The sequence below is a fragment of the Streptomyces sp. NPDC098789 genome, from assembly GCF_044759975.1.
In the GTDB taxonomy this organism is placed as follows: Bacteria; Actinomycetota; Actinomycetes; order Streptomycetales; family Streptomycetaceae; genus Streptomyces.
In genome coordinates, this window is sequence record NZ_JBIWAJ010000014.1 from 246,367 (window position 1) to 268,157 (window position 21,791).

The 21,791-nt window shown below is 74.5% G+C and carries 15 protein-coding genes; 4 read left to right on the forward strand and 11 right to left on the reverse strand.

The window, feature by feature from the left end:
* Positions 1-81 precede the first annotated feature (81 nt).
* From ACIQWR_RS26990 to ACIQWR_RS27020, 7 genes are all read right to left on the reverse strand, one after another.
* The gene (locus ACIQWR_RS26990; RefSeq protein ID WP_399257520.1) at positions 82-462 is read right to left on the reverse strand and encodes a peptidase inhibitor family I36 protein; all 381 of its coding nucleotides are present in this window, start codon (positions 460-462) and stop codon (positions 82-84) included.
* A 232-nt stretch (positions 463-694) separates the two neighbouring features.
* The gene (locus tag ACIQWR_RS26995) at positions 695-2,113 is read right to left on the reverse strand and encodes a hypothetical protein (protein WP_404014478.1); all 1,419 of its coding nucleotides are present in this window, start codon (positions 2,111-2,113) and stop codon (positions 695-697) included.
* Positions 2,114-2,187: 74 nt separating this feature from the next.
* The gene (locus ACIQWR_RS27000) at positions 2,188-3,120 is read right to left on the reverse strand and encodes a 2-dehydropantoate 2-reductase (protein ID WP_404014481.1); all 933 of its coding nucleotides are present in this window, start codon (positions 3,118-3,120) and stop codon (positions 2,188-2,190) included.
* Positions 3,117-3,659, reverse strand: coding sequence for a winged helix-turn-helix transcriptional regulator (locus tag ACIQWR_RS27005; protein ID WP_404014484.1), 543 nt, complete (start codon positions 3,657-3,659; stop codon positions 3,117-3,119). The genes ACIQWR_RS27000 and ACIQWR_RS27005 overlap by 4 nt, the downstream gene beginning before the upstream one ends.
* A gap of 53 nt (positions 3,660-3,712) precedes the next feature.
* Complete coding sequence (locus tag ACIQWR_RS27010) at positions 3,713-4,969, reverse strand: ATP-binding protein (RefSeq protein ID WP_404014486.1); 1,257 nt, start codon at positions 4,967-4,969, stop codon at positions 3,713-3,715.
* Between the two features lie 12 nt (positions 4,970-4,981).
* Positions 4,982-5,716 carry a two-component system response regulator CseB gene (gene cseB, locus ACIQWR_RS27015; RefSeq protein ID WP_404014489.1) on the reverse strand — a complete coding sequence of 245 codons (735 nt, stop codon included), beginning with the start codon at positions 5,714-5,716 and terminating at the stop codon, positions 4,982-4,984.
* 60 nt (positions 5,717-5,776) lie between these two features.
* The gene (locus ACIQWR_RS27020; protein ID WP_404014492.1) at positions 5,777-6,859 is read right to left on the reverse strand and encodes an endonuclease/exonuclease/phosphatase family protein; all 1,083 of its coding nucleotides are present in this window, start codon (positions 6,857-6,859) and stop codon (positions 5,777-5,779) included.
* Positions 6,860-7,177: 318 nt separating this feature from the next.
* Here ACIQWR_RS27020 and ACIQWR_RS27025 point away from each other — a divergent pair, with 318 nt between their 5' ends.
* Positions 7,178-8,542 carry an FAD-dependent oxidoreductase gene (locus ACIQWR_RS27025; RefSeq protein ID WP_404014494.1) on the forward strand — a complete coding sequence of 455 codons (1,365 nt, stop codon included), beginning with the start codon at positions 7,178-7,180 and terminating at the stop codon, positions 8,540-8,542.
* 48 nt (positions 8,543-8,590) lie between these two features.
* On the opposite strand, the gene ACIQWR_RS27030 is transcribed toward ACIQWR_RS27025, so the two are convergent.
* From ACIQWR_RS27030 to ACIQWR_RS27045, 4 genes are all read right to left on the reverse strand, one after another.
* Positions 8,591-10,618: a peroxidase gene (locus ACIQWR_RS27030; protein ID WP_404014497.1), complete on the reverse strand. Its 2,028-nt coding sequence runs from the start codon at positions 10,616-10,618 to the stop codon at positions 8,591-8,593.
* Between the two features lie 17 nt (positions 10,619-10,635).
* Entirely contained in the window at positions 10,636-12,552 is a 1,917-nt protein-coding gene (locus tag ACIQWR_RS27035) for a galactose oxidase-like domain-containing protein (RefSeq protein WP_404014500.1), read from the reverse strand.
* A 131-nt stretch (positions 12,553-12,683) separates the two neighbouring features.
* The gene (locus ACIQWR_RS27040; protein WP_404014503.1) at positions 12,684-13,448 is read right to left on the reverse strand and encodes a hypothetical protein; all 765 of its coding nucleotides are present in this window, start codon (positions 13,446-13,448) and stop codon (positions 12,684-12,686) included.
* A gap of 268 nt (positions 13,449-13,716) precedes the next feature.
* Positions 13,717-14,478, reverse strand: coding sequence for an ABC transporter ATP-binding protein (locus ACIQWR_RS27045; RefSeq protein ID WP_404014506.1), 762 nt, complete (start codon positions 14,476-14,478; stop codon positions 13,717-13,719).
* Positions 14,479-14,618: 140 nt separating this feature from the next.
* On the opposite strand from ACIQWR_RS27045, the gene ACIQWR_RS27050 reads away from it, so the two are divergent.
* Genes ACIQWR_RS27050 through ACIQWR_RS27060 form a run of 3 tightly spaced genes read left to right on the forward strand, consistent with a single transcriptional unit; the run spans position 14,619 to position 21,741 of the window.
* Positions 14,619-17,969 carry an FtsX-like permease family protein gene (locus ACIQWR_RS27050; RefSeq protein ID WP_404014509.1) on the forward strand — a complete coding sequence of 1,117 codons (3,351 nt, stop codon included), beginning with the start codon at positions 14,619-14,621 and terminating at the stop codon, positions 17,967-17,969.
* Positions 17,966-20,716 (forward strand): hypothetical protein, encoded by a 2,751-nt coding sequence (locus tag ACIQWR_RS27055; protein ID WP_404014511.1) that lies wholly within the window; start codon positions 17,966-17,968, stop codon positions 20,714-20,716. Before ACIQWR_RS27050 ends, ACIQWR_RS27055 begins: the two co-directional genes overlap by 4 nt.
* Complete coding sequence (locus ACIQWR_RS27060; protein WP_404014514.1) at positions 20,713-21,741, forward strand: ATP-binding cassette domain-containing protein; 1,029 nt, start codon at positions 20,713-20,715, stop codon at positions 21,739-21,741. The genes ACIQWR_RS27055 and ACIQWR_RS27060 overlap by 4 nt, the downstream gene beginning before the upstream one ends.
* The last annotated feature ends 50 nt before the right edge of the window (positions 21,742-21,791 follow it).

The following is a 21,791-nucleotide window of genomic DNA, read 5'->3' on the forward strand; positions in this document are numbered from 1 at the left end:
CCACCCGGCCACGGGCCACGGCCCGTCGCATTCAGCACCACCACGCATTCGGTAATTCAATACTGGATTACCGAAGGGGGGTTATTGCGGCTTGAAGGAACGGATCTGATAACTCCCCTGGAGATTCCCGCTGCCTCCGGAGGGCGTCGAGCCGACGCGGTTGTTGTAATTGGTTCCGGTGTAGTACTGCTTGCGCTGGCCCGTGCTGTTGGCGACGGACCGGACGTTCTGGCCGTTGCGGATGAAGCTGCAGTCGTCGGCCGTGTTCGCGCGCTGGGCGCTCTGCCACTGACAGCGCGTTCCGGTGCCGTCCCAGCCGCTGTAGATGCAGAACCAGCCGGTGGAACAGTTGTAGGCGGTCGGGCCGGGCGGAGCGGCCGGGGCCGCGAAGGCGACGGGGGCCGTGCCGAGGGCGGCGACCAGGGCCAGGGAAGCCATGACGAGGGGGCGGGCGATGCGCATGATGGAATCGATCCCTCTTCCATTTCGAAGCGAATGTTCCGTGGATCGTTCGCATCATGGAGGCGTCCGCGGCGCGCGCCCAGTGCCCCTTTCGTGAAAACGATGCATTCGCGCCGCACCCGGATCCCGGCAAATATCCCCGGACCTGCCGCGCAGGCACGTCCGGGGATTGCCGTTCCGTCCGAAAAGCCATCCGCCATCCGGGTTCGCACCCTTGCGGGTGCGCCCCCGGTCAGCCGGGCGTGCGCCGGGGCGCTCCCCGCCGGGACAGCGCCTGGGCGACGACCTTGCGCACCACCGACGGGTGGAAGAGCGCCGCGGGCGAGGCCACCATGTTCACGACCCCGACGAAACGGGTCCACACCCGCGGGTCCCGGGCCGACACCGCGAAGAGGTGCTTGTTGTACCAGTGCGCGATCCGGGCCGGGAGCGGCTGGCCGTCGCGGTTCCACATCAGGTCGGAGTTGCTCGACAGGGTCCAGGGGGCGACCAGCAGCCGGGCCACCCGCCCCTGGTACCGGCGGCTGAGCCCGTCCAGTCCACGGCCCTTGACCCGCAGCTCGGTCAGCATGCCCTGGAGGAGCTCGGCCTCCATCGCGGCCACGGTGAGCCCCTGGCCGTACACCGGGTTGAACACGCAGACCGAGTCCCCCACGGCCAGCAGGCGCTCGGGCCAGTTCTTGCTCTGGTGGAAGAGGTTCCACTGGTTGTTGACGTTGACGTAGCGGTGGACGTCCTCCGGGCGCTCCCGCTGTTCGAGCTGGCCCGCGAGGTGGGGGTTGCCCAGGCTGCGGGCGAAGCCGAGGTAGCCGTCGTCGTCGGTGGGCGGCGCCTCGTCCCCGAATCCGAACAGGGAGCACATCCAACGGTTGTTCTCGACGGCCAGGATGACGCCGCCGCGGGAGACCCGGGGCGCGAACATCATCTGGTAGGCGATGTCGAAGTCCGGCGGGTTCTTCTCGGGCCGGTCGAAACTCATCGAGGTGTACGTGATCTTCGCCTTGACCACGCGCTTGTCGGGTACGGGCACCCCCAGATCGGCGAGGCGGCGGTCCAGTCCGCCGGCGCGCCCCGAGGCGTCGACGACCAGGTCGGCCGCCAGCTCGACGCACTCCCCCGCGGCCTCCGCGGCGGCCCCGGCGGCGGCGTCCGCACCGACCACCCGGTAGGTGACGCTGCCGACGCTGCCGGGGCGGCCCGTGACCAGGGCCTCGCAGCGGGCCGAGGGCACCAGCCGCACCCCGGGCAGTGCCATCACCCGCCGCCGTAGCCTGCGTTCGAGCTCGTCGCGGGTGAAGGACTGGACCCTGACCCCCGTCCGGCAGCGCGGCGCGAGTCCGGCGGGCAGCAGGAAGTCGATGCGCTCCCCGTAGTCGAAGACGGGCGCGCCCTGCTCCTCCATTTCGGCGCGCAGGCCCGGGAAGAGCGCCTCCAGGACCTGCGAGCCCTTGGCCAGTACGGCGTGGGCGTGGTAGCCCTGCGGCGCGTGCGGATGGGTGCCGGTGTCCTCGTCGACCGCGTCCCGCTCCAGGATCACCACCTCGCGGAAGTGGTCCGCCAGGACGCGGGCCGTCACCAGCCCCGCGTGCCCGCCGCCCACCACCACGGCCGTGCCCCACCGGTCGCCCCGCGTGCGCATGCGTTTCCCCATGATCCCCTCCTTCTCCGACGACTTGTTACCCGACGACTACACCGGGTAACCCGCACGGGAGGGGGACGCGGGCGCTACTCCTTCGTCACGCGCCGCTGGTGCACGCGCAGGTGCGTGGTGGCCAGTTCCAGCAGCGGGACGGGGACGGACAGGGCGCGGGCGCGCGCGATCAGGTCGCCGAAGACGTGCTCGACCTCGGTGGGGCGACCGCCCTGCAGGTCGCGGTACATCGAGGGGGTGAGGGGGGAGCCCGCGGCGGTGACCGTCGCGGCCGTCGCGGCGCGCTCGGCCTCGGGGACCGGGTAGCCGGCGGCGGCCGAGACCGCGGCGGCCTCCGCGAGGACCGCCCGGCCCAGTTCCTCGCCCCCGGGGGCCGCGTTGACCTCGCCGACGGAGCCCCGCATCAGGCAGGTGACGGCGGCGAGGGTGGTGATGAAGACCCACTTGTGCCACATCGCGGCGACGATGTCCTCGACGTCGGGGCTGGTGATCCCGGCGCCGTTCAGCGCCGCGCGGATCTCCCGGACGCGGGCGGAGGGCGCCTCGGACGCGGGACCGGTCTCCCCGACGAGCAGGGCCCGGGGCGGGGCCATGCGGAGGATGTCGCCGTCGTCGTCGAGGGTGGTGACGACCTTCGCCACGCCGCCGAGCACGGCCCGCTCCCCGAACCGCGCGCCGAGGGAGTCGAGGTGGGCCATGCCGTTGAGCAGCGGGACGATGGTCGTGCCGGGGCCGACGGCCGGGGCGAGGTCGTGCGCCGCCGCCGCGAGCGCCGTCGACTTCACCGAGAGCAGGACCAGGTCGTAACCGCCCGAGAGCGTGTCGGCCGTGACGAGCCGGGGTTCGAGGACGAACTCCTCGCCCTGGCCGCTCACCCGCAGCCCGCGCGCGGACAGCGCCGCGGCGCGGCCGGGGCGCACGAGGAAGGTGACGTCCTGTCCGGCCCGGGCGAGGAGGGCGCCGAAGTAGCCGCCCGCGGCGCCCGCGCCGACTGTCAGGATTCTCATGTGGAAGGTCCTTTCGTGAGGGGCAGCGGCCGCAGCAGGCGGTGCGGCCGGTGGAGGGCGGCGGTGACCGGGTCGTCGTCCGGGGACGGCGGCGCCAGCCCGGGGCCCGGCACCAGCACCAGGTCCGCCGCCTCGACGGGGGCTCCGCACCCGGTGCACCGGCCGTCGGGGGCGACGTACGCGTCGTCGTCGGCGTGCCGGAAGGCGCGGCGGGGGCCACCGGGCGCGGGGTGGTGTTCCTCGCCCCACAGCGTGAGGGCGCGGACGGCCGGCCAGAGCCCGATGCCCTTGTCGGTGAGCACGTAGACCTCGCGCTTGCCGCCGTCGGACACCCGGGCGAGCACCCCGGCCCGGGTCAGGCCGGTGAGGCGGTCGGTGAGGACGGCGCGCGGGACGCCGAGGTGGGCGACGAAGTCCGCGAACCGGCGCACCCCGAGGAAGGCGTCGCGCACGATCAGCAGCGTCCAGCGCTCGCCGATCACCTCCAGCGAGCGGGAGAGCGCGCAGGCCTGTCCCTGGTAGTCGCGAGGGAGCGTCATGGCGCCACCCTACCCAAAGAGTTCGGTGACCGAACTGACTTTGCGTGCCGGCATCAGGCCGTCGGCGCTCCGGGGGCCAGGTCGAGGGTGGCGACCGCGCCGCCGTCCGGAGCGTTCGCGAAGTCCAGCCGGGCGCCCAGGACTTCGGCCTGACCGGCCGCGACGGTCAGACCCAGGCCTTGGCCCCGGCCCCGGTCCGCGGCCCCGGTCCGGAAGCGCTGCGGCCCCTCGGCGAGCAGGATCGCGGGGAAGCCGGGGCCGTGGTCCCGGACGACGATCCGCGCGCCGGTGACGGTGATCTCGACGGGGGCCGCACCGTGCCGCTGCGCGTTGGTGACGAGGTTGACCACGATCCGCTCCACCCGCCGCGGGTCGGTCTGCACCACCCGCTCGTCCTGGACCAGGACCCGCTCGCCGGCTCCGCTCCGGCGCACCACGTCGACGACGAACTCACCCAGCGGCACCGCGTCGAGCCGGGCCCGCTCCGCCCCGGCGTCGAGGCGGGAGATCTCCAACAGGTCCTCGACCAGGGCGCCCAGCGTCCGCGCCCGGTCCCGGACCAGCCCGGCCGCCTCGTCGTCGTCGGGGAACAGCCCGGCGGCGGTGACCAGGCCCATCACCGGGGTGCGCAGTTCGTGCGCGACGTCGGCGGTGAACCGCCGCTCGGCCTCCAGCCTGCGTTGCAGGGCGGCGGCCATCTCGTCCATGGCGGCGGACATCTCGGCGATCTCGTCCCGGGCCCGCCCGCGGACCCCGATCCGCGCGTCGAGGTCCCCGTCGGCGATCCGTCGGGCGACCCGGGCGCCACCGCGCAGCCGCCGGTTCATCGGCTCGGTGGCGAGGGCCGCGAGCGGAACGACCACGGCGAGGGCGGCGAGCACGGACGTGACGATGCTGCGGTCGAGGAGTTGGAGGCCGCGCACCTCCATGCTCATGTCCGTCCGCAGGACGAGCACCCGGTCGCCGCCGACGGGCCGCGCCGCCCACAGCCAGTACCAGTTGGGGGCCTTCACGTCGTACCAGGTCGCGTAGAGGGCGCCCGGGTCCTTGCGCGCGAGCTCGCGTGCGAGCGGGGCGTCGACCTTCCCGGGCTCCAGCACCTCGACGTCGAGCGGCACCTTGCCCGTACGGTCGTACTCCCGCTCCGCCGCGGCCAGCCGGGTGGAGATCCGGTCGAGCCCGGCCTTCCGTCCGCGCTGCTCCATCGCGTCGTGCACGAGCACGCCGATGACGGCGGCGACCGCACAGCAGGCGGCGGCGGTCAGCGCGGCGACCTTCCAGCGCAGGGCGCGCGGGTTGAGGAACACCATGGCGGGCGGCCCTCAGCCGCGGACGAGCTTGTAGCCGAAACCGCGGACGGTCTCGATCCGCTCCGCGCCGATCTTCTTGCGCAGCCGCAGCACGCAGAGGTCGACGACGCGGGTGTCGCCCTCCCAGCCGTAGTCCCAGACGTCGCGCAGCAGTCGCCGGCGGTCGAGCACGGCGCCGGGGGAGCCCGCGAACTCCAGCAGCAGGCGCAGCTCGGTGGGGGTGAGCGGGACGGGGCGGCCCGCCCGGTGGACGGCCATCCCGAGGGTGTCCACGGTGAGGTCGCCGAAGGTCAGTACGGCGGGCGGCGGTCCGTCGGGCGGGGCCGCGGCGCCCGCCTCCGCCGGCGACCGGGTCGGGACGAACGTCGCGCGGCGCAGCAGGGTGCGGATGCGGGCGACCAGGACGGCGGTGTCCACGGGCTTGACGACGTAGTCGTCGGCGCCCGCCTCCAGTCCGGCGACCACGTCGAGCGCGTCACCGCGCGCGGACATCATCAGGACCGGTACGAGGCTCTCCTCGCGGATCCGGTGGCACAGCCCGATCCCGTCGAGCTGGGGCAACATCACGTCCAGGATCAGCAGGTCGTGCCCGCCCGCCCGGAACGCCTCCAGGCCGTCGAGGCCGTCGCCGGCAACCGCGACCCGGTATCCGTAGCGCTCCAGGGCCAGTTGGACGGCGCGCCGGATCGTGGCGTCGTCCTCGACGAGGAGGATGCTGACGGGGTCCGGGCCCCGGGTTTCCGACATGTCATCCACCTGCTGGTATACGGGGGTCGTCCCCGGCATCGTAGCCAGAGTTCCCACCGGTCAGAGCCTCAGCGCGGCCGCGACCGGCAGGTGGTCGCTGCCGGTGGCGGGCAGGGTCCAGGAGGAGACGGGGGCCAGCCCCTTCGTCATGACCTGGTCGATGCGGACCACGGGGAAGGACGCGGGCCAGGTGAAACCGAAGCCGTCGCCCGCCTCCCGCTGCGCCGACCGCAGGGGCGAGGTCAGCACGTCCAGGGCCGAATCGTCGACCGAGCCGTTGAAGTCGCCGAGGACGATCACCCGCGGCAGCGGTTCCGCGCGCAGTGCCTCGGCCAGCTTCCCGGCGGCCTCGTTGCGGAGCCTCGTGGTGAAGCCCGCGGTGGGGAAGACCCGTACCGAGGCGAGGTGCGCGGCGTAGACGGCGACCGGGCCCTTCGGGGTGTCCACGGTGGCGCGCAGGGCGCGCGTCCACGGCATGATCGGCACCGGCTCCACGTCGGTCAGGGGGCGTTTGCTCCACAGGCCGACGCCTTCGCGTACCTCGTGGTACGGGTAGGCGCCCGCCAGTTCGCGGGCGTAGGTCGGCGCGGACTTCCTGGAGAGTTCTTCCAGGGCCAGCAGGTCGGCGCCGGAGGCGGCCAGGGCGCGGGCGGTGCCCGCCGGGTCGGCGTTGCCCTCGTCGACGTTGTGGCTGACGACGGTGAAGTCGCCGCCCGGGGCGCGCTTGTCGATGAGCGCCGGGCCGTGGACGCAGGCCCAGGCGACGGCGGGGACCAGGACGGCGGCGGCCGCCGTCCGGGAGCGGCGTACGGTCGCCAGCGCAAGCAGGAGGGGCACGGCGAGCCCCGTCCAGGGCAGCAGGGTCTGGAGCAGGCTGCCGAGGTTGCCGAAACCGTTCGGCACCAGGTCGGGCAGGGCCATCAGCAGGGCGCAGAGCAGCGCGGCGACCACGATCGCCCGGCCCCGGCGGGGCAGGACGGCGCGCGGTCCGTCCGGGTCGGGGACAGACGGATCGGGGGCGGTCGGATCGGCGAGGGTCGGAGCCGCCGGTGTCGGAGCGGACGGCTCCGTCGGAGCGGACGGCTCCGTCGGAGCGGACGGCTCCGTCGGGGGGGTCGGGGAACTCGGTGGAGAACTCAGCACGGGAACAACCGCCTCACGGTGTCGTGTACACCGGCCGCCGGGTACCCCCACAGCCTGGTGGAGCATCCCTTCTGGCTGGTCAGGGGCGTGCTTCGGGCACCGCACGACCGTGTTTCAGCCGGGTATCGGCGACGGCGCGGGCGGACCGGAGATTGTGTCACTTACCGCCATTTGCTTATGTCTGACATTCTTGTTTGGATTTTGGTGGCGGGTCATAAGCGCGAGTTATGGATCCATAGGTCGCCACCGGCTACCGGGGACCCGTCGAGCGAGCTTGTCTCGAACCATCCGTCCCCGTTGCCTGGAGGAACGTCTCGCATGTCCCGCCCCATCCGTGTAGCGATCGTCGGCGCCGGTCCGGCCGGCATCTACGCCGCCGACGCCCTCCTGAAGTCCGACGCCGCCCAGGCCCCGGGGGTCTCCATCGACCTGTTCGAGCGGATGCCCGCCCCGTTCGGGCTGATCCGTTACGGCGTGGCGCCGGACCACCCGCGGATCAAGGGCATCGTGACCGCGCTCCACCAGGTGCTCGACAAGCCCCAGATACGCCTGTTCGGCAATGTGGACTACCCGGGCGACATCGCCCTGGACGAGCTGCACCGCTTCTACGACGCCGTGGTCTTCTCCACCGGCGCCACGGCCGACCGGGCCCTGGACCTGGCCGGGTCCGAGCTGGACGGGTCCTACGGCGCCGCGGACTTCGTCTCCTGGTACGACGGCCACCCGGACGTCCCGCGCACCTGGCCCCTGGAGGCCGAGAAGGTCGCCGTCCTCGGCGTGGGCAACGTGGCCCTGGACGTGGCCCGGATCCTGGCCAAGACCGCGGACGAGCTGCTGCCCACCGAGATCCCGCCGAACGTGCACGCCGGGCTGGGGCTGAACAAGGCCGTCGAGGTCCACGTCTTCGGCCGCCGCGGACCCGCGCAGGCCAAGTTCAGCCCGATGGAGCTGCGCGAGCTGGACCACTCCCCCAACATCGAGGTCATCGTCAACCCCGAGGACATCGACTACGACGAGGGCTCGATCGCCACCCGCCGCGCCAACAAGCAGGCCAACATGGTGGCCTCCACCTTGGAGAACTGGGCCATCCGCGACCCCGGCACCCGGCCCCACAAGCTGTTCCTGCACTTCTTCGAGTCCCCCGAGGAGATCCTCGGCGAGGACGGGCGCGTGGTCGCACTGCGCACCGAGCGCACGGAACTCGACGGCACCGGAAACGTCCGCGGCACCGGCCGCTTCACCGAATGGGACGTCCAGGCCGTCTACCGGGCGATCGGCTACTACTCCGACGAGCTGCCCAAGCTGCCCTTCGACCCGCTCTCGGGCACCGTCCCGCACGAGGCGGGCCGGGTGATCGGCGCCGACGGGACCCATCAGAGCGCCGTCTACGTCACCGGCTGGATCAAGCGCGGCCCGGTCGGTCTCATCGGCCACACCAAGGGCGACGCCAACGAGACCGTCGCCTGCCTCCTCGACGACCACGCCGGCGGGCGCCTGCCCGGCGCGACCGACCCGGAGCCGGACGCGGTGACGTCCTTCCTGGGCGAGCGCGGCGTGCGCTACACGACGTGGGACGGCTGGCACCTGCTCGACGCCCACGAGCGGGCCCTGGGCTCCGCGGAGGGCCGCGAGCGCGTCAAGGTCGTCGAGCGCGACGACATGCTCCGCCACAGCGGCGCCTGATCGGGCGCGCCCGATCGGGCGCGCGGCCACGGGCGCGGCCGCGCCGGTTCACGGCCGGCCGCCGCCCGCGGCGGTGGGCGCGCGCCACAGCGCGCGGTTCCCGTCCAGGAGGACCAGCTCCCCGGCGGGGCGCAACAGCAGCCGCGCGCCCGGGTGCCGGGAGGTGCCGCTGCTCCAGGCCGGGCGGCCCGCGGCGGTGCGGACGACGAGCTCGCCGTCGTGGGTGAGGACGGCGTCGTGCCCGACGCCGCCGGTACCGGCGCTCCAGAGCCGGCGCCCGCGGCGGTCGAGGAGGGCGAGGTCTCCCGAGGCGTCCATGACCAGCCGGACGGCGCCCGCGTCGAGCACGTCCGTGGGACGCAGCACGGTGCCGGGGTGGATCTCGATCGCGTCGTCGAGGGCGCCGGACGCCAGCGCGCGCAGGACGGGGATCGCGGGGCTGAAGGCGTAGACGGCTCCCTCGGTCCGCACGAAGCGGCCGAAGTAGAGCGGGGTCGCGCGGCTGCCGCTGGCCGAGGGGGTTTCGAAGGCGAGCGGCGCGTCCGGGCCGAGCACGGGGTCGGTCCCGGTGCGGGGGTGCCTGCCGGGCGGGAAGTCCGCGTCGTTGAGCCAGCGCCGGGCCACGAACTCGAACTGCTGGACCAGATCGGCCTGGTGGCTGATGAACAGCAGCCCGCGCGGGGTGTCCGGGCCGTGTCCGGTGCCCCCGTCCGGGCGGTGCACGGGCCCGTACGGGATGCCCCGCCGGATCATCCGGTGGCCGTCCAGCTCCGCGTCGGCCAGCGGCGGCCGGCCCGGGGTCAGGACGAGGCCGCCGCGCGGGTTCGCCTTGCGGATGTGAGCGAACAGCGGCATCCGCCAGCCGTGCGGGTCGGCCCCGAAGTCGAGCGCCGCGTCGGGATCCTCGTCCGGCCCGGGCAGCCGTTCCGCGGCCGGGCAGAGCGCGACCGGCATGCCGCCGGGCCAGCGACCCACCAGGCGGGCCGCCAACCACGGCGCGGTGGCGTCGGCGGGCGCCGCCCCGGACCGCTTCAACTCGGCCAGGCGCAGCCCCACCTGGGTCCACCAGGCCGGTACGTCCTGGGCCAACCGGCGGACCACCTGGAAGGAGCCGCCGGTGGCCCAGGCCGGCAGTCCGGCGGGGCGCTGCCCGACCCGCTCGGGCCCGACCAGGAACTCGCCCGCCGGGAGCATCCGGGTGCCCGGTCTGCCGAGCGCCGTACTGCCGGTGGCCGGGTCGACCGGGTCGAAGCCGCGCACCCCGGGCTGGCTGACGCAGTCGAGGAAGCCGAAGTGCTCGTGCCCGCGCAGCTCTGCGGGCAGGGTGGCGCCGTCCTGTCGGAAGAGGACCAGGACGTCGGCCCGTACGGCCGCGTCCCGGTGCCGCGCGATCGCGGCGGCCAGCCGTTCGGGGTCGTCGGCGGCGAGCGTGAGCACCGCGTGCACCGCCTGCTCGGGCGGTTCGGCGCCGAAGAGCCACGACCGCGGGGCGCTGGGGCCGGTGTCCCCGAGGGCGGACGCGCGCGCCGCGGCGCCCTGGGCGAACGCTTCGGCGCAGCTGCCGGGCGGGGTGGCGGGGAAGGGGTCCTTGCCCGCGAGGAGGCGCAACCCGGGGTGGGTGAGGCCCAGTCCGGTCCACAGGGCGGACAGGGACACCGGGTCGCTGCCGCCGCTGCCCCGGCGGGCCGCGCTGAACGCCGCGTTGAAACGGGCCACTTCAGCGGTGGTGGAGACCTCCGGCACCAGCGCGGCGAGCCAGCGACGGGCCCGGGCGACCTCCCGGAAGTGCAGGAACAGCAGGCAGACGTGGTCCTTGCGGAAGCCGGCGAGTACGTCGCCCTGGGTGCGCTCGTCCGCCCGCAGCGGCAGCTCCTCGGCGGGCACCGGCGGCGGGGCTGCCTGCGCGGACGCGGCGGGTACGGACGCGGCCGGCGCGGGGGCGGCCACCGCCCGCGCGCGCCAGGTCACGGCCCCCGCTCCGGTCCCGGCGGCGGCGCAGGCCGTGGCCCGCAGCACGGTCCGGCGGTCCGGTCCGCTACGGGGGCGGCCGGCGGAAGGCGGCACGGCGGGGGCCATCGGCGTGCTCCCGGCGGTCAGCGGAGCGGCGCGGTGGGCACCGCGGCGTCGAGGGTGACCCAGCGGGCGACGCTGGGCACGCCCTTGGCGTCCAGCAGGAAGAGCATGTAGTGCCCGGGCGGGGCGGCCGCCGCCCCGGGCGGCGCCTGGAGCGTCAGCGTGTCGCCGGCGCGCTGCTTGATCCGCAACTCGACATGCCGCTGGCTGGTGTTGACCGCGTGGGTGGCGGTGGTGGGCGCCAGCAGGACGGCCCGGCTGACCTGGTCGGGCGTGCTGGTGCTCACCTCGAAGCGGCTGTTGTAACCGAGCGGTTCGCCCGGCACCCGGTCCAGTACGGGGCGCGCGCCCCGGTGCAGGTAGGCGGGTTCGTAGATCTCGATGGTGCCGTTCATGTCGTCGTGGATGTTGGCGTCGTTGGCGAGCTGCTGGAGCTCGTCACCGGTGATCATGACGCGGCCGTCGGGCAGGACGAGGGCGTTGGAGTGGTAGCCGCGCGGCAGCCGCTGGACCGGGCCGAGCCTCCAGTCGCCTTGGGCGTCGCGGGTCTCCAACTGCCGGTACTTCAGGTCGGCGTTGGGGTTGTAGGTACCGTTGCCGTAGTCGCGGATGTCGTACGATCCGCTGGCCGTCAGGAGCGTGCCGTCGGGCATCACCAGGGTGTTGTCCTGGGTCCGACCGAAGGCGCGGGACTTCTCGATGGTCCACTTCCCCCCGGTCAGCTTGTACGTCCGTGGGTCGGTCCGGTCGCCACCGATCACGAGGGCGCTGTCGGGGCCCTCGTACCCGCCGGGCAGGGGGACGGCGCCGCCGTACAGCCGGGAGCTGCCGTCGGGCCGGGCCGGCAGGTCCTTGCGGGATTCGTCGACGGGGTCGAAGGTCCACTGTTCGTCGTGGACGCGCCCGAGCCCGTAGACGAGCCCGTCGCGGAGCGAGAAGAGCTGCGGATAGTCGCGGGTGAAGGGGGCGGTCGCCTTGAACAGGCCGGCCGGGACGTCGCGCGGGACGTCCTTCTTCGTCCGCGGCACGGGGTGTCCGAGGGCGGGGAAGCGCTCGACGACCGGCGTCGGGGTGCCCCAGCCCAGCTCGGACTGGCCGGACATGATCAGCTGGCGGCCGTCGGCGGCAGTCACCACGGAGGGGTACCACCGGCCGGTGGACATGTCCTGGTTGCGGCTCCAGGTCTCGGTCCAGGGGTCGAAGACCAGGGAGAGCTTGGCTCCGCTGCCCCCGTTGCCCCCGAGGTTCCCGCCGAAGACGCCGAGCATGCCGTTGGGCAGGAACGCGTGGCCCGAGCAGAAGAACGGTGCGGGGCGCGGGGACTGCGTGCCGTCGGGCATGTCCACGATGGGCGGGGTCACCTTGGTGAAGGCGGTGGGGCCGGTGCCCTTCGCGGGGTCCCACAGGAAGGCGCGGCCCGCGTTGGCGGCGCCGATCGTGTCGGTGGGGGCCGGCTCCTTCTGCGGGTTGGTCTCGATCCGCTCGAAGGAGAAGAGGAGCACCTTCCCCGTGGGCAGCAGCGCGATGTGCGCGGCGAAGTCGGGCGAGTCGAAGTACTCCTTGAACGCGCCGTGTTCCGCGGCCTCGAAGGCCTCGTTCTCCTTGGCCTGCGACGCGGTGAGGGCCTGGAGCCGGGCCTTGCGGGTGCTGTCCGGATAGCCCCCGATGTCGCGCAGCGCGAGCCGGGTGCGGGCGTGCTCCTCGGCGTGGTCGGGGCCCAGCGCCCGCCGTTCGGCCGGGCTGATCTCGCGCCGTACGCGCTCGGGGACGAGGAGCGGCGAGCGGAAGGCGGATCCCGGCTCGTGCGGTCCCTCGTGCGCGCCCGCCGGGAGCGCGCCGGGGCCCCACAGCAGGCCGGCGGGGAGCAGGGTGAGCAGGGCGGACGCGACCAGGGCGCGACCGGGGCGGCCGGATCGACTGGCTCCGGAACGGGGCATGGGGGATCCCTTGTGTGGGGGCGTGGGGGCGTGGGGGCATGGCGGCATGGCGGCATGGCGGCCATGTGGGGGTGGTGTACGGACGGCCCGGCCGGTCGCGCGGCGGCGGCCTCGGAGCGGGAGCTCGGGTCTCAGATGCCGTGGGCGGTCACGAACGCCATCCGGGTCAGCGCTTCCTGGAAGGCGTCGGGGTCGACGTGCACGCCCGATGCGTAGGCGTGGTTGAGCTGGAGCACCAGCCACACGCCGTAGCCGCAGATGCCGCCGAGGCCCGCGATGCCGAGCGTTCCGCGGATGCCGCGCGGCCAGCCGATCAACACGAGGAAGCCCACCGAGAGGACGGCCGCGCCGATCAGCGTGACCACCATGACCGTCGGCAGCCCGCCCTGGATCTCCGCCACCCGGGTCCGGCGCTGGGCGAACAGCCGGGTGACCGCGTCGCGCGAGTCGTCGACGGCTTTGGGGGGTGCGTCCGCGGGTGCCTTGGCGACCAGGCCGTAGAGGCCGTAGGCCATGGCCCAGGTCTCGTCGTCCGTGCGGCCGTCCAGCATCCTCGGCCATTCGCGCTCGATGACCATGTGCGCGTACCTCTCGGAGTGGCCCCGTATCTCGGCCTTGAGCGGCCCCGGCATCCGGTCGGCCGCGAGGTAGAGGTCCATCAGGGCCCCGGCCTCGGCGTAGTTGCCCTTGCGGGCGACGGTCAGGTCCTGGGCCGAACTCACCATCAGGAAGGCCAGCGTGAGGATGAAGAAGGAGAAGACCACCCCGGCCGCCGTGCCGATGGCCGGACCCACGTCCGGCACGGCGCGGTGGCGGGCCAGGTAGTGGCCCAACCGGGAGACCGCCAGGGCTACGGACGCGGCGAAGACGACGGCGAGTACGGCGGCGACAGCCATCGGGGCGAGAACTCCTCGGTGCGGGGCCGACGGCAGCACTCGCTGCCCGTGATCGACAGCTTCCGTGACGGGTGCGCCCGGCGCACGCCGGGCGCACCGATGGGGTGATCCACAGGGGCGGGAAGACGGGCCCGGCGGAGCGGGGAGCGGCACCGACTCGGGGCAGCCCCGGAAGGGCCGGGAACGGAGCCCGGCGCGACGTCAAGCGGAATCCGGGCAGTGGCCGGATCGGGCGGCTGCGCCGGGTGGCGGGCGGGGGCCGGGCCGGTCAGGCGCGTGCGCCCGCGCCCACCGCCGCGTGCGCCCCGTCCTCGCCCGTCGCCACCACCCGGCCGTCGCGCATCTCCACGACCCGGTCCGCGAGGTCCATCAGGGCCGGGTCGTGGGTGGCGACCAGAACCGTCACGCCCTCGCTGCGCACCACGGCGCGCAGCAGCTCCATGATCGCGTGGCCGGTCTCGGAGTCGAGCTGGCCGGTGGGCTCGTCGGCGATGATCAGGTCGGGGTCGTTGGCCAACGCACGCGCCACGGCAACGCGTTGCTGCTGGCCGCCGGAGAGCTCGCCCGGCCGCTGCGCCGCGTGGTCGGCGAGGCCGACGAGCGCGAGGAGGGTGCGTACCCGCTCTTCGCGCTGCGCGGCCGCGACCTTGCGCAGCCGCATCGGCACCCCGACGTTCTCCGCGGCGGTCAGCACCGGTATCAGGCCGAAGGACTGGAAGACGAAGCCGATGCGCTCGCGGCGCAGGGCGAGCAGCCCGCCCTCGTCGAGTCCGGTCAGGTCCGTGCCGTCGAGGCGGATGGCTCCGCTGGTCGGGGCGTCCAGGCCGCCGACCAGGTTCAGCAGGGTCGTCTTTCCGGAACCGGAACGTCCCTTCAGCGCCGTGAGTTCGCCTCTTCGCAGCTCGAAGGAGACTCCGCGCAGGGCGTGCACGGCCTGTTCGCCGGTGCCGAAGCTGCGGTGCACGTCGTCGACGACCACCATGGGCGTCGCCGATTCGCTCCCGTGCTGCGTGGTCGTGGTCGTGGTCATGGAGCCCCCAATGTGGTTACCGATATCCGCATTTGCTCATCCCTTTCCCGCGGAAACAAGCCCTTCCCATGCCCGTTCGAATCTGACAAGATCCTCCGCTATCCGGTACCTATGGTCCGGTAGTAGGAGGAATATCACGCATGCTCGCCTTCGTCATGCGTCGTCAGCGCGGGCGTGTGTCCCTCGCTGCCGCCGTGTTGTTCACCGTTCTCATCACGACGACCGTGCTCACCGCGCTGTTCGCGTTCACCCGGGGCGTGGGTGAGGCAGGACTGCGCCAGTCCCTCCAGGGACGGGACCACACCAGGTCCACGGTCGTCGTCACCGGCTACCACCCGGTGACCGACCGGCCCAAGGACGACGAGGCCCTACGGGGCTTCGCCCGCGGGCTGTTCGGCGAGCTGCCGGTCGCCGTCGACAGCGTGGCCCGCAGCCACGCCTACGGCCTGCCCGGGAGTACGGCCGTCGAGCCCGGGGCGCCCGCCCCCGAAGCGGACCTGACGCTGCTCGCCGCCTTCGACAGGAGCCGGACCCGGCTGGTCGCGGGGCAGTGGCCGCAGGCCGTCGGCGCGGGCGCCGCCGCCTCCCGCGTGCCGGTGGCCGTGCCCGAGGCGGCGCTGAACCGGCTGGGGCTGACGGCGGCGAAGCTGCCCGCCGAGGTGCGCCTCGACGACCGGTTCCAGGGGCCGCAGCTCACCGTGCTGATCACCGGTGTGTACCGGGCCGCGGACCCCGCCGCCGCGTACTGGCAGCTGGACCCGGTCGGTGGCCGCGGCTTCCAGGTCAGCAGCTTCACCACCTACGGCCCGCTGCTCGTCGACGACTCCGCCTTCACCGTCGGCGGTATGGCACAGGACAGCCGCGTCACCCTCCTCAGCCCCGACTTCGCGGGTGTGCACACCCCCGAGGCCGAGGCCATCGGGGAGCGGACCGAAGCCCTGTCGGTGGCGCTCAAGGCCTCCTCCTCCCTCAACGCGCGGACCGACCTGCCCAAGGTGATGACGGAGTTGCGCTCGGCGCGCACCGTCGCCTGGTCCACCCTGCTGATCGGCGAGCTCCAGCTCATCGTGCTCACCGCGGCAACCTTGCTGATCGTCGGGCACACCCTGATGAAGCACCAGGAGGGCGAGCGGAACCTGCTCCTGGCCCGCGGCGCCTCCCGGCGCAAGCTGGAACTGCTGACCGGGGTCGAGGCGCTGCTGCTGGCACTGCCCGCAGCCTTGCTCGCCCCCTTGCTCGCCCCCCTGTTGCTGCGCTTCCTCGACGGCGCGGGGGCCCGCGAACACGGGACCTCGGTCACCGCGAACGCCGGTGTGTGGGAGACGAGTTGGCCGCTGTGGCCGGTGGCGGCCGCGTGCGCGCTCGGCTGCGTACTGCTGAGCACGCTGCCCGCCCTGCTGCGGGGCGCCTCGGCCGTCGTACAACGGCACGGCGGCAAGCGGCAGGAGTTGGTGGCCGGGGCCGCGCGTTCGGGCGCGGACATCGCGCTGCTGGCGCTGGCCGCCCTCGCCTACCAGCAGTTGGACCGCTACGACGGGGCCGCGCCCGCCATCGACGGCAGCGGTTCCGCCGGCGTCGACCCGGTGCTCGTCGCCGCGCCGACCCTGGCGCTGTGCGCGGGGGCGGTGCTCGTGCTGCGGATCCTCCCGTTCGCCGCACGCCTCGGCGGCCGGCTGGCGGCGCGCGGATCGGGGCTCGGTCCGGCGCTCGTCGGCTGGCAGCTGGCCCGTCGGCCGCAACGCGCCACCGGCCCGGTGGTCCTGCTCGTGCTCGCCGTGTCCAGCGGTGTACTGGCCCTCGGTCAGCACACCGCGTGGTCGGACGCCCAGTACGACCAGGCCGACTACCGCACCGCCGGGGGCCTGCGCATCACCAACAGCCAGCTGACCGGGCTCGGTCAGGCCGGCCGCTACGCCACGCTGCCCGGCGGCGAGCGGGTGCTGCCGGTGATCCGCGCACAGCAGCAGCTGCCCGACGGACGGGCGGCGCAACTGCTCGCGCTGGACACGGCGGGCGCGGGCCGCGTCCCGATGCGCTCCGACCTGCGTGACGGACAGTCGATGGACAAGGTCTTCTCGACGCTCGCCACGGCCACGGGCTCCCCCGCACAGGGCGCGTCCGACGCCAAGCCCACCGCCGGCATCCCGCTGCCCGCGGGGGCGCAACGGCTCGACTTCGACGTGACCCTGCGCACCACCGGCACGCCGACCGGCGACCCCAACGTGAAGCTGCTGCTGCGCGACCGGTTCGGGATGACCTACCGAACCCGCCTCTGGAGGCTGCCCGAGGGGGGCGGTCGGGTCACCGTCACGGTGGACCTGGCCGAGCTGGCCGACGGCCCGGTCGGCAAGCCCGCGGGGCCGCTGACGCTGCTCTCGGTGATCCTGTCCTACGGTCTGGAGGACCCCAAGGCGGTGTCGCCGCCGCCCCTGGTGGGCGGTGAGCTGACGGTCCACCGGCTCGCGGCCGCCGAGACGGCGGGCGGCCCGGCCGCCCCCGTCCAACCGCCGGGAGTGGGGGGCTCGGGCTCCGCCGACTGGACCATGTCGGACCCGCCCAAGGGCGCGAGCGCCGCCCTTCTCGCCGAGGCCGCGCCGGGTGCCCCGACGGGCCCCGCCCTGCTGCGGATGCGCTACACCACCGTGCCCAAGCGGGTGGAGACCTCCGTGGTGCTGACCGCGGGCGCCGCGGTTCCCCCCGCGGAACTGCCCGCGGTCGCCACCCGCGGCTACCTCGCCGCCATCGGCGCGAAGGTCGGTGACGTGGTGCCGGTCCCCTTCGCGCAGTCCACCGTGCGGGTGCGGATCGTCCGCGCCGTGGGGGCGCTGCCCGTGGCCGGTGACACCGCGCTCGCCCTCGACCTGTCCCTGCTCGGTCGGCTTCCGGCCGCGGACGGCGCCCGCGCGCTGCCCGCGGTCACCGAGTGGTGGCTGCCCGGCGCCTCCGCCGACGATCCGGTGCCGGCGCGCGCCGCCGCCGCGCTGCGGACCGGGGCGGGCGCCGGGGGCCAGGACGTGCTGCTGCGCGACGAGGTGGCCGCCACGCTGCTCGACGACCCGCTCAGCACCGCCCCGCAGCGGGCGCTCGCCGTGCTGGCCGTGGCCTGCGCGGTGCTCGCCGCCATCGGATTCGCCGCGGCCGCCGCGGCGGGCGCCCGGGAACGCTCCCGCGAGTCCGCTGTGCTGCTGGCCCTCGGTACGCCGCGGCGCCTGCTGGCCCGTACGGCCGCGGCCGAGGGCCTGGTCCTGGCCGGGCTCGGCAGCGCCGCCGGGGTGGGCATCGGCGCCGCCCTGGTCCATCTCGTGGTGCCGCTGATGGTGCGGACACCCGCGGGCAGCCGCCCGTTCCCCGAACTACTGGTCGACCTGCCGGCTGGCCGGACACTGCTGCTGACCGTCGCGATCGCCGTTGTCCCCCTGCTGGCCGCCACCCTCGGTGGCCGCCGCAACCGGAACACGGCCGCTCGGCTGCGGCAGGTGGAGGAGTCATGATCCGCAACTCCCGTACGGCGTCCCGCGCCACACGCCCCGCGTCCTGGGTGCGGACCCGGCTGCGCGCCATGCCGTCGGCCGCCGTCCTGGCCGCCGTACTCGCCTTCGCCGCCGTGTTCCTGAGCGCGGCCCTGCCCCGTGCCCTGGACCGGGGCGCGGACCAGGCCCTGCGCGGCTTCCTGGGCGGCAAGGGCCCGAGTCAGACCAGCATCACGATTTCGGGCGACTCCGCGAACGGAGCCGGGGTCGCGGAGGACCTGGACCGGATCCTGGGCCTGCTGACGGCGCGGACCGGCGGGGATCTCGCGCTGGCCGCGAGCGGCCCGGTGCACGGCACGCTGGGCGACAAGCCCCGCTCGCTGACCACGCCCGGGCTGGCCGCTCCCGACGGCGTTCCCCCGGAGTTGAGTCTGTTGCACCTGCGGGAGGCCCAGGGGCACCTCAAGATGGTGGCGGGCCACTGGCCCAGCGGGGCCACCTCCGAGGGACCGGTGCCGATCGCCCTCTCCCAGCGGGCGTCGCAGGCCATGAACGCCCCGCTCGGCACGGTGCTCCGGACCGGGGCCGACGGCCCGCAGGCCGCCAACGACGACCAGGCCGTGGTGGTCGGCCTCTACACCGCCGACGACGAGGCCGATCCCGTCTGGGCCGGTTTGCCCTGCATGACCCGCGCCTGCACCGGCTACACCGTCAGCAAGGAACCGCTCTCGTACTGGCACGCCGGCGCCCTCGTCGGCGCCGAGGACCTGACGCGGGCCGCGGCCTGGGGCAAGGGCGGCACCGACTTCTGGCGGCTGCCGTTGGAGACCGGCCGGCTGCGCGCCGACCGGCTGTCGGAAGTCACCCGCCACCTCACCTCGTACGTCTCCGGGTCCACCGGCGCCGAGCTCCTCGGCACGACGGGACGGGTCGACCTGGCGATCATCTCCCCGCTGCCCGCCCTGCTGAACGAGGCCGACCAGCGGCAGCGGGCCGCCGCCCCGGTGGGGGTGAGCGGTCCCGCGGGGGTCGCCGGTGTCGTCCTCGTCGTCCTGTGCCTGGCCGCGGCGCTCGCCGGGGAGCGGCGGGAGTTCGAGCTGCGGCTGTTGCTGGCCCGCGGCGCCTCGCGCGCCGGGCTGGTGCGCAGGCTGCTCGCGGAGGGCGCGGTGACGGTCCTCCCCGCCGCCCTGGTCGCGATGGCGCTCGCCTTCGCCCTACTGCCCACGCCCCGGGTGCTGCCCTCGCTGACCATGGCGCTGGCCACCACCCTGCTGGCCTGGCTGGCCTTCCCGGTGCGGACCCTGGTGCTGCTGGCGCCACCGCGGCGGTCCAACCGTTGGCGGCGTCCGGTGGGCGAGTTGCTGGTGCTCCTGGTGACCGGCGCCGCCGTCTCGGAGGTCCGCGACCGGGGCATCGGGCAGGCCGGCGCCGACGTCGACCCCCTGCTGATCGCCGCGCCGTTGCTGCTCGCGCTGTGCGGCGGACTGCTGCTCGCCCGGCTGCTCCCGCTCCTGGTCGCGCTGCCGGCCGCGATGGCCTCGCGGGGCCGTGGGGTGATCGGCTTCCTCGGTCTGGCGCGCGCCTCGCGCGGCGACGGGGGACGCACGCGCACTCCCGTCCTGCCGCTGGTCGCGCTGCTGCTGGCCGTCACCACCGGCGGCTTCTGGACCACGGTGTTGAACGCGGCCGCGGACGCCCGGTTGGCCGCGACCCGGGTGAGCGTCGCGGCCGACGCCCAGATCGCCGCGCCGCCCGGCCAGACCCTGCCGACCGAGCTGGTGAAGGCCGCGGACAAGGTGGACGGCGTACGGTCCTCCGTCAGCCTGTGGACGAACGACGACGCCTTCGTGGACGCCCCGGCCGCGCAGTTCACCACACAGGTGAGCGTGGTCGTCGCCGATCCCAAGGCCTACGCCGCCCTGTCCAAGGGCGCCAACATCGGGCCCTTCGACCCCGGCCTGATCACCGGGAAGGGCGACGGTACGGCCGACTCGCCCCTGCCCGTGCTGTTCAGCACCGGGCTGGCCAAGCTGGCGCCCGGCGGCACGCTGCGGCTGCGGCTCGGGGGCGGCCAGCTCCAGGTCACCTCGCGCGGCACGGTCGACGGCACGCCGGTGCGGCCCGGCGCCGTCGGTGCCACGGTCATCGTGCCCGCGGGTCCGGCCACGGCCGCCATCGCGGGGATCCAGCAGCCCAACCACTGGTACGCGCTGGGCAACCCCCCCGAGGACAAGCTCAAGGTGCTGGTGCGCTCGCTGGTGCCGGCCGCCGACGCGAACGGGTTCCGGGTGCGCACCAGCGCCGGGATGGCGGACGAGTTGGCCGACGACCCGCTCCAGGCGGCCGCGGTGCGGCTGTTCAAGACCTCGATCATCGGGGCCGCGGGCTTCGCGCTGCTGGCCGTGCTGCTGTCGCTGGTACGGGCGGCCCCCGAGCGGGCCGCGCTGCTGGCCCGGATGCGCACGATGGGCCTTCGACCGCGGCAGGGCATGCTGTTGATGCTGACCGAGTCGTTGCCCCAGGCCGTGGCGGCGGCGCTCGGCGGAGCGCTGACCGCGACGGCCGCGGTGCTCCTGCTCGGGCCGGCGGTGGACCTGTCCACCCTGGTCGGGGCGCCCGTGGCGGACGGCCTGCGGTTCAGCGCACGGACCGTACTGGTCCAGGCGCTGGGCCTGGCCGCCCTGGTGGCGGTGGCCGTACTGGCCGAGGCCGCGGTGTCGGGACGACGCCAGATCACTACCGAGTTGAGAGCGGGAGACCAGCGATGAGCGGCGAGCGGACGGACGGGGCGGTCGCCCGGGCGGCGGGCGACCGGGGAGCGGACGGCCGGGCCGATGCGGCCGGGAGCGGCGGGCCCAGCTACGAGGAGCTGCGCCAGCGCGCGCTCGCCGCGACCACTCCCCCGCCTCCCGAGGCGGGCACGGCCATCGTGTGCGACCGGCTGGTGCGGGTGTTCAGCGGTGACGGGATCGAGGTACAGGCGCTCCAGGGGCTGGAGTTGACGGTGGCCCAGGGCGACCTGGTCGCCCTGGTCGGCGCCTCCGGCAGCGGCAAGTCGACGCTGCTGAACATCCTGGCGGGCCAGGACCGGCCCACGGCGGGCACGGCCCGGGTGGCCGGGTACGACCTGCTGGAGATGGATTCGCGGGACCGGCTGCGCTACCGGCGCGAGGCGGTCGGCTTCGTCTGGCAGCAGACGGCGCGCAATCTGTTGCCGTTCCTGACGACCACGCAGAACATCGCCCTGCCGCTCCAGTTGACCAGTGGCGGACGCGGCGCCGCGAAGCGGCACGCGGCCCGGACTGCGGAGCTGATCGAGGCCCTGGACCTGGGCCCGCTCGCGGGCCGCCGCCCGTCGGAGCTCTCCGGCGGGCAGCAGCAGCGGGTGGCCGTCGCGGTGGCGATGGCGGGGGCCCCGAAGGTCCTCCTGGCCGACGAGCCGACCGGCGAGCTGGACTCCGAGACCGGCGCCGCCGTCTTCGAGGCCTTCCGCACGGTCAACCGGGAGCTCGGGGCCACCGTGGTCATCGTCACCCACGACCCGATGGTCGCGGGCGAGGTGCGGCGCACGGTGGCCATCCGTGACGGCCGCACCAGCAGCGAGGTGCTGCGGCGCACCGTCACCGACGAGCACGGCGCGGAGTCGGTCAGCGAGCGCGAGTACGTGATGCTGGACCGCAGCGGCCGGGTCCAACTCCCGCGCACCTTCCTGGAGGCGCTCGGGATGGAGGACCGGGTGGCGGTCGACCTGGGCCCGGACCACATCGCGCTCCGCCCGGACTCCGCGCAGTAGGCGGCCGACGCCGTCCGCGGAGCCCCGGGGCGCGCGCCCCGGGGCCGCCG